Annotated in this window: 1 protein-coding gene; it reads left to right on the plus strand. The window is 61.5% G+C overall.

Features of this window, described 5'->3' with window-relative positions; all coding sequences use genetic code 11:
* Positions 1-47: 47 nt before the first annotated feature.
* Positions 48-260: LysR family transcriptional regulator (locus SB751_RS32200; RefSeq protein ID WP_410749286.1), on the plus strand; the 213-nt coding region annotated here is incomplete at its 3' end.

Here is a 260-nt window from a genome sequence, read left to right on the forward strand (position 1 = left end):
GTAAAACGGGATAAACTGAATCGATTAATCAGTTTTTCTGAATCGATATGAAAAAGCTCGACCTCGATGTGCTCGCGATGGTGGTGGCCGTCGCGGAATCCGGATCGTTCGCGCAGGGCGCGCAGGCCGTGCACCGGTCGCCGTCGGCGGTGAGCATGCAGATCAAGGCGCTGGAGGATGCGCTCGGCAAGCCGCTGTTCATCCGCGACACGCGCAACGTCACGGCCACCGACGACGGCCGCGTGCTCGCCGAATACGGC

The organism is Cupriavidus sp. SIMBA_020, from assembly GCF_046535395.1.
Taxonomy (GTDB): domain Bacteria; phylum Pseudomonadota; class Gammaproteobacteria; order Burkholderiales; family Burkholderiaceae; genus Cupriavidus; species Cupriavidus campinensis.